Source organism: Shewanella fodinae (genome assembly GCF_014651955.1).
Taxonomy (GTDB): Bacteria; Pseudomonadota; Gammaproteobacteria; order Enterobacterales; family Shewanellaceae; genus Shewanella; species Shewanella fodinae.
In genome coordinates this window covers 66,069-73,461 of the sequence record NZ_BMXW01000020.1, presented here as the reverse complement: position 1 = coordinate 73,461, position 7,393 = coordinate 66,069, and the positions used below count along the sequence as shown (strand labels likewise).

General features: G+C 50.8%; 6 protein-coding genes. All 6 read right to left on the bottom strand.

Annotation, left to right across the window (positions count from 1 at the left end; translation table 11 throughout):
* Window positions 1-166: 166 nt before the first annotated feature.
* The 6 genes from IE064_RS15245 to IE064_RS15220 all read right to left on the bottom strand — a co-directional run bounded on the left by IE064_RS15245 (window position 167) and on the right by IE064_RS15220 (window position 7,367).
* Complete coding sequence (locus tag IE064_RS15245) at window positions 167-1,234, bottom strand: protein-glutamate methylesterase/protein-glutamine glutaminase (RefSeq protein WP_189618604.1); 1,068 nt, start codon at window positions 1,232-1,234, stop codon at window positions 167-169.
* A 46-nt stretch (window positions 1,235-1,280) separates the two neighbouring features.
* Window positions 1,281-1,784, bottom strand: a complete 504-nt coding sequence (locus IE064_RS15240) for a chemotaxis protein CheD (protein WP_189618603.1) — start codon at window positions 1,782-1,784, stop codon at window positions 1,281-1,283.
* Entirely contained in the window at window positions 1,781-2,644 is an 864-nt protein-coding gene (locus tag IE064_RS15235; protein ID WP_189618602.1) for a CheR family methyltransferase, read from the bottom strand. The genes IE064_RS15240 and IE064_RS15235 overlap by 4 nt, the downstream gene beginning before the upstream one ends.
* Window positions 2,644-3,177: a chemotaxis protein CheW gene (locus tag IE064_RS15230; protein ID WP_189618601.1), complete on the bottom strand. Its 534-nt coding sequence runs from the start codon at window positions 3,175-3,177 to the stop codon at window positions 2,644-2,646. The genes IE064_RS15235 and IE064_RS15230 overlap by 1 nt, the downstream gene beginning before the upstream one ends.
* Before the next feature lie 8 nt (window positions 3,178-3,185).
* Window positions 3,186-5,132, bottom strand: coding sequence for a HAMP domain-containing methyl-accepting chemotaxis protein (locus IE064_RS15225; protein ID WP_189618600.1), 1,947 nt, complete (start codon window positions 5,130-5,132; stop codon window positions 3,186-3,188).
* Window positions 5,133-5,198: 66 nt separating this feature from the next.
* Window positions 5,199-7,367: a chemotaxis protein CheA gene (locus IE064_RS15220; protein WP_189618599.1), complete on the bottom strand. Its 2,169-nt coding sequence runs from the start codon at window positions 7,365-7,367 to the stop codon at window positions 5,199-5,201.
* Window positions 7,368-7,393: the final 26 nt, after the last annotated feature.

The window sequence follows — 7,393 nt, the reverse complement described above, 5'->3', positions numbered from 1 at the left end:
TCACAGTTGCCGAAACATGCGGGAACTTCTTGGCAAGGTATGGCATTTTATGGAAACCGTTTCGCCTTTTCCCGGCAACGGACACGGCATCGCGAAAATGTAGCAGTATTCGGATCAGCTATTTAGGGGAAATTCAGTGGTGAGAGCATTTTGCTAGCGTTAATCGCTAGTGACGCCACAGGTTTTCAATGGTGGGGGCAACATCGTCCAGTGACACCTGCTGCTCAGCAGCACCCATTTCAATGGCTTCTTTGGGCATACCAAATACCACACAACTCTGTTCGTCTTGGGCAAACGTGACCGCTCCCGCCTGCCGCATCTCCTTCAAACCTCTGGCACCATCATCGCCCATTCCGGTCAGAATGAACCCGGCCGCATCCGCCCCGGCCGCTTTGGCAACTGAGCGAAACAACACATCTACTGAAGGTTTATGCCGATTAACTAATGGCCCATCGTTGACCGTTACCACGTACCCGTTACCCCGTGCCACCAGCTGCATGTGACGCCCACCTGGCGCAATCAATGCCCGTCCGGGCAAGACCACATCCTGATCGGCGGCTTCCTTCACCTCTATTCGACACAAACTGTTGAGCCGCTGTGCAAACATTTCAGTAAATTTTTCAGGCATATGCTGAACAATCACGATGCCTGGCGGCTGCTCACTCAAGGCGGTCAGGATCCGCTCCAGTGCCTGTGTTCCGCCAGTGGAAGTGCCAATCGCTACCACTTTGCGCAGTGGCAAGCGGGTAGCAGCGCCCCGAGTAATCGGTGGTGGTTTAACGGCTGAGGGCTGCGGTTTACGGACAATATTAGCCAGCTTGGCACTGGCAGCCGCTTTCACTACGCTGACCACATCATTGGCACTATCGAGTAAGAAATCTTTCAGGCCAGCTTTGGGTTTAGTAATAAAACCAAAAGCACCGGCAGACATCGCCCGAACCGTTACATCGGCCCCTTTTTCCACCAAACTGGAACAGATAATCACCGGCGTTGGTCGCTTTTCCATGATCTGCTTCAGAAATGTCAGACCGTCCATACGCGGCATTTCCACATCCAGCAGAACCACGTCGGGCCAGCTCTTCTCCATGCGCCGCATCGCAAAAATAGGATCAGCAGCCACGGCTACGTCGGCAATCATGCTGTCTGCCAGCAGTAGATCACTCATGACTTGGCGTACCACCGCCGAGTCATCCACTATCAACACATTGATCCCTTTGCCCACCAGTGAATTCATGTTGTTTCCCGTATGCAACACCTCTCATCCTTAAGCGCAACGGCACTCAGCCACAGTGACCATACTTAACCCAGACACTGCCACAATCCATCTCAAAAACCACCTGCCGGTAGCGACGCCCCCCCACATCCTCAGCTTTCACCTTAAATCCTGCCTCACGCAATTGTTCCCTGCCGAAGCGAATATTAGCTTCAGCAACGTTAAGGTTAGATTTGTGCTGCTCAGGTAACATCACCACGTTGCCGCCCCCAAAAATCTTGGCTTCAAACTCACTAGGTAACAACTGGGCTTTAGTAATATGTTCCAGAAAAAAATGGAATACATCGCTGCCAAAATATCCATGGGGATGCCGCTCAGCTCGATGAAAGCTTTGCCTATCAGGCAGCAGATAGTGACACATTCCGCCCAGTTTACGTCGTGGATGCCATAAAGTTATCGCCACACAGGAGCCTAACAGGGTCTGCATCTGCACGGGTTCATGGCTAAACAGCAATTCGCCAGGATTAAGCAGTAATCTACGCGTCCGGCACGGCGGTAAGGCAACCGTCATGATTTCCGCCCAAGTCGATACACCGAGGGCTGCAACAGGCTGACCTGATCTGTGACGCCTGTCAGGCTCTCTGCATGACCTATCAGCAAAAAGCCACCCACATTCATATGTTGGATAATGTTGGACACCACCCGCTGCTTTGAAAATTGATCAAAATAGATCATCACATTACGCAGCAGTACTAGGTCAAAACTACCAAGCCGCTCTGGCAGTTGCTGCAAGTTAGCATGACGAAACTCTACCTGGCTGCGTAGCTCCCGGCTCACTTTGAACTGTAACGACTTTTCACCCGTTCCTTTGAGGCAATACTGGTGCAAATAAGGTTTGGGAATATTCTCTGCCCGCTGCATCGGGTAGACGCCTTTTTTCGCCTTTTCAATAACTTCAGCATTAATATCAGTGCCGATAATCTGCCAACTCCCCTGATGATGGCTAGCCAGCACCATGGCTAAAGTGTAGGCCTCCTCGCCGGTAGAACTGGCGGCACTCCAGCATTTGAGATGTTGTCCACGAAATAGCGGCAATACGCTTTCCCGGATAAAGCTGAAATGGCTGTCTTCCCGAAAAAAAAACGTTTCATTGGTGGTTAATAAGTCGATGGCACGTTGTCGCTCCGATGGCGCCTGAGCATCCTGATTACTGCTGATCAATTCGTAATAGCGACGAAAGCTGGTAAACTCCAGCTCCCGCAGTCGGCCATTGAGACGACTAGCCACCAGCGCCTTTTTATTAGGAGCAAGCCGAATCCCTGCTGCTTGATACAGCCACTGACAGATCAGCTGAAACTCTGCTTCATGCAGAGGGATCTGCTGAAATGATTCAGGCCAAAGGGATTCCGCCATATTACGTTTCACACCCATTAATTCTCCATAGCCGCGTCTCGTACCTGTCCAACTAAGGTCATTTCTTCTACCGATAACACTTTGTTTTCATCCAGAATAATGACAAAGGCTTCGCCCAACTTACCCATCGCACGGATAAAATCTGTACGAATGCTGGCGCCAAAACTAGGAGCCCCGCGCAAACTGTCTTGAGCTATTTCTAACACTTCCGAGACGCTGTCCACCAGCACACCTATCACTTGAGAGTCTGTTTCTTGATCCACCTCTACAATCACAATGCAAGTGCGACGACTAATCTGCGAAGCTGCCATGCCAAAACGACTGGCGAGGTTCACTACTGGGATCACTTCTCCTCGCAGATTGATCACCCCTTCAATAAAATCAGGCATGCGCGGTACTTTGGTCACGCGTCCATATTCCAGAATTTCCTTCACATGGAGAATGCCAAACGCATATAGCTCACCATGTAATAGAAACGTCAGATACTGGGACTCCTCCTGAGCGCTGGCATCGCCTTCACGCACTGCCAACGATTGTTTAGCCTCTGCCATAAGGACTCCTAAAAACGTACAAATTCATTGTCATCATCTTCAGATGGCGCATTTTTATGGCTGGTTTGCAACGGTACCGTTTTGGCGGCGGTGCGTTTGGGGCCGCCGCGATTCGCCGCGCCGTTACCGGTTCTGAAGAACGTCATCAACTGCTGCAGTTGCTGGGCCTGACTACTCATTTCCTCAGCTGTAGACGCCAATTCCTCAGACGCTGAAGCGCTCTGTTGGGTAATACTGTTCAGCTGTTCCATCGCCTGATTGATCTGGGTGGCGCCGGTAGACTGTTCCCGAGACGCGGCACTGATCTCCTGCACCAGATCTGAGGTTTTTTCAATGGATGGCACCATTTCCCGTAGCAGATTACCGGCCTCTTCGGCCAATCCAACGCTGTTTTTGGCCACTTCGCCAATTTCCTGAGAAGCTACCTGACTGCGCTCCGCCAGTTTGCGCACTTCGGCCGCCACCACGGCAAAGCCCTTACCATGCTCACCTGCTCTGGCCGCTTCAATCGCAGCGTTTAACGCCAGCAGATTAGTCTGGTAGGCAATATCATCAATGATGCTGATTTTTTCAGCGATGGACTTCATCGCTGCCACTGTTTTAGTGACCGCCTCGCCGCCCTGTTTAGCTTCCCTTGCCGCTTTGGCAGCCATGGTATCGGTGACCTTGGCATTCTCGGTATTTTGCTCAATAGAGGCTGACATCTGCTCAACAGAGGAAGTCGTTTCCTCCACACTGGCAGCCTGCTCACTGGCCCCCTGACTTAGTGATTGTGAGGTTGCCGATACCTCTTCCGACGCAGAGGCTAACGCATCGCTGGCACTGTTAACCTCGCCCACAATCTGTGACAACTTACGAACCATATTCTGGATATTTGCCACCAGACTGGTGTTGTCATTCTGTCGGAGATTGAATTTAACGGTTAAATCCCCGTCCGAGATCTCCTTCACCAAGGACGCGGCGTAATCCGGTTCTCCGCCAATTTGCAACAGTACTGAACGGGTAATCCAGAAGCCCACCAGCAAACCAATAACAATGGCGATAACACAGACACTGAGCATCATCACTTTGGCCTGCTCATTGGACGCCTGCACTTTAGGACCAAGTGCCTCCTGCTGAGACTTGATGTCACCCATCAGATCTTCCAACAGTTTGGCCACATTGCGGCCAATAACGCTCAATTCGCCATCCATTAACTGATTTCGTTTTTTAATCACGCCTGTCAGCTCTTTAAAAACACTGGTGTAATGTTCGCTAGAAACTTTGATTTGATTCACCAGGGTTCGCTCATTGCTGTCTTTGACCTGCTTGTCCAGCGTTGCCAGTTGGTCCTTCAACGTGAGGTATTCACTGTCGGCCCGCTGAATATAACTATCTTGGTTATTATCAAGGAATTTCAAAACATATAAGCGCATCAGTAACAGGTGACGTAACGCCACCGATATGACATAGGCATCATCAGTTTTATCATTCTGTTTTGCGACTTTAAGCAGTTCCGCCATAGCACCTTCCATTTCTGGGCCCAGGAGGTCCAACTGGCTGCTCATCAAGGCATCACGGCGCGCCATTAACTCGGTCACCTGACCGAACGCGGCATCATAGTTACTGAGTTGCTTCTCCAGTTGTTCATAGATTTTCAATTGGGAGGGTTCCACCACCATCGACTTGGCTTGGGGCAATAAATCCATAAGCGTCTGCCAACGCTCATTTTTACGTTTGAGTGCCGCATCATCAGAAGTCATGTAGTAGCTGAGTACTTCCAGCCGCAGCGCCAGCATGCTGCTTTGGATATTTCCCGCTTCCACCGTATTGCGGGCATAGGAGCGATAATCGTCAAAACCACTACTGGCGGTGAACAACCCACGGAAGGAGATGATCGCCGCTAGACATAGCAGTAAGAGCACTATGCCAAACCCCATTCCTAACTTAAGGCCAAGCTTCATATTCCTGAACATAGCTATCTACCCTTTCCTTGTCGTGTGCACTTCTGTAAACGGCTACTGCTGGCTGCCGCCATCGAACTACTGTAATAACTGTGGCTCTGATTCAGTCATGGTGTTGATAAGGCCATGAATATCCAGAATCAACGCCACCGAACCATTGCCCAAGATGGTTGAACCACTGATGCAGCCTACTTTAGAAAACAGTTTGCCAAGCGGCTTAATGACGGTCTGAAATTCCCCTAACAGACAATCCACTACTAGACCAGCGCTGACACCGCCAGATTGCACCACCACCACGTTTTGTCGCGCCGGATAACGGCCTTCTACTCCCAAGCAATGACGCAGGTAGATCAACGGCAACACCTGCCCTCGCAAGTTAAAATAAGGAGCATCAAAGGGATTATCCGGCTGCTGTTTGAGTTCAAGACATTCCAAAACCGCATCCAGCGGCACGACAAACTGCTCATCCGCGACCCCAATCACAAAGCCATCAATAATCGCCAGTGTCAGCGGCAGAATGATGCGCATAGTGCTGCCCTGGCCTACCTGGCTGATAATTTCCACGCGGCCTCGCAGTTCAGCAATATTGCGTTTAACCACATCCATCCCCACGCCGCGACCAGACAGGTTGGAGACTTTCTCGGCGGTAGAAAAACCTGGCTCTAAAATCAGATTGAGGATCTCCTCCCTAGATAACACGGCATTTTCATCCACCAGCTGTTTTTCAATCGCTTTGGCCCTTATTAGTTCTGGATCCAACCCCTTGCCGTCATCACTGACTTCAATCACGATATTGCCGGAATCATGGTAGGCATTAAGGATGATGGTGCCTTTTTCCGCTTTGCCCGCGGCAGCACGAACGGCGGGGGATTCGATACCATGATCGATGGCATTGCGCACCAAGTGGGTTAATGGATCACCAATTTTCTCAATAACCGATTTGTCCAGCTCAGTTTCTGCACCGTTGATGACCAGTTCAATCTCTTTATCTAGTTCGTGGGCAATATCCCTGACCACCCGCTGAAAGCGGCTGAAAGTCGCACCGATGGGGATCATCCGTAGCTCTAATGCGGCATCACGCACCGCTTCTAGCAATGAATTCAGCACCGATACTGATTCATTTAGTGCGGAGTCCCCCAAGTTATCGGCCAGCAGCGAAGTCCCAGCTCCCGCAGTTACCAGTTCCCCAACCAGATTAATCAGCTTGTCGAGCTTCTCGGCATCAACGCGCAGGCTCTTCTGCTCTTTCACGAGGGTATCGCGCACTTTGCCCTGCTTGTCGAGAGCCGCTTGCAAGACCGGCTGGATACCCGCATTAGTGCTGGAGATGATCTCTCCCAATGGCTGATGGCTACTGCTGCGTTGCTGTTGCAATTGCAACGCTCGCTGCAGTTCGTTTTCCGTCAGCGCCCCGGATGTCACTAACATCTGTCCAAGCAACTGATCCACTTGTGGCATTGCCTCTATTAGATCGACAAACTCCTGTAATCGACTACGAGGAGGAATAATATGCAGAATGCTATCTTCCCTAACGAATTCAAATACATCTTCAATTTCTTGTTTTGATGCCGACGACGCCAGTTGAATGCCAAAAGCCAGATAACAGCTTTCACTGTCAAACTCTGAGACAGTAGGTAAAAATTCTGCCAGGGGGATAATGCTGATTACATCGCCAAGATGCTTGAGATACGTGATAAAAGAGAGGGGATCCATGCCATCCCGGAAGCAATTATGACCAAAACGGATGGAGATATGCCAACACTCACTGCTGGCAACATCGTCGCTGTCTAGCCGTTCAAAAGGCGGTGGCTCGGATACTGGCAAGGCAGGTGCTTGCGTCTCAGCAGCGGCACCTGCAACTAAATAGGATTGCAGTGCGGCCAGTAGCGGCTGTCCGGCTTTCACGATGGTACTGTCGTGGTTACCGGCTTCAGCACTGTCCACCAGTTGCGCAATATGGTCCCGGCACTGCAACAACAACGAAACTAACGCATCAGAAACCGATAATTGGCGGTTGCGCAGGCGATCCAGCACGCTTTCCACCGCATGGGTAAAATTGACCACATCGTCCAAGCCAAACATGCCAGCAGAGCCCTTGATAGTGTGTGCAGCACGAAAAATGCCATGCAGACTCTCCTGACGTGACGCCTCATCCAGCGTTTCCAACTGCAGCAGCAACGACTCCATCTGCTCCAGCAACTCTCGGCTTTCTGAAAAAAACGTTTGCAGCGCGGCATCCATGTTCATCGAGTTTAGCTCCTTGCAAGTTAGAC

Bases quoted from the DNA above. Each gene is read 5' to 3' on its own strand.
- IE064_RS15230 (WP_189618601.1), bottom strand. From the start codon at position 3,177: ATGGCAGAGGCTAAACAATCGTTGGCAGTGCGTGAAGGCGATGCCAGC.
- IE064_RS15245 (WP_189618604.1), bottom strand. From the start codon at position 1,234: ATGAATTCACTGGTGGGCAAAGGGATCAATGTGTTGATAGTGGATGAC.
- IE064_RS15220 (WP_189618599.1), bottom strand. From the start codon at position 7,367: ATGAACATGGATGCCGCGCTGCAAACGTTTTTTTCAGAAAGCCGAGAG.
- IE064_RS15225 (WP_189618600.1), bottom strand. From the start codon at position 5,132: ATGTTCAGGAATATGAAGCTTGGCCTTAAGTTAGGAATGGGGTTTGGC.
- IE064_RS15235 (WP_189618602.1), bottom strand. From the start codon at position 2,644: ATGGGTGTGAAACGTAATATGGCGGAATCCCTTTGGCCTGAATCATTT.
- IE064_RS15240 (WP_189618603.1), bottom strand. From the start codon at position 1,784: ATGACGGTTGCCTTACCGCCGTGCCGGACGCGTAGATTACTGCTTAAT.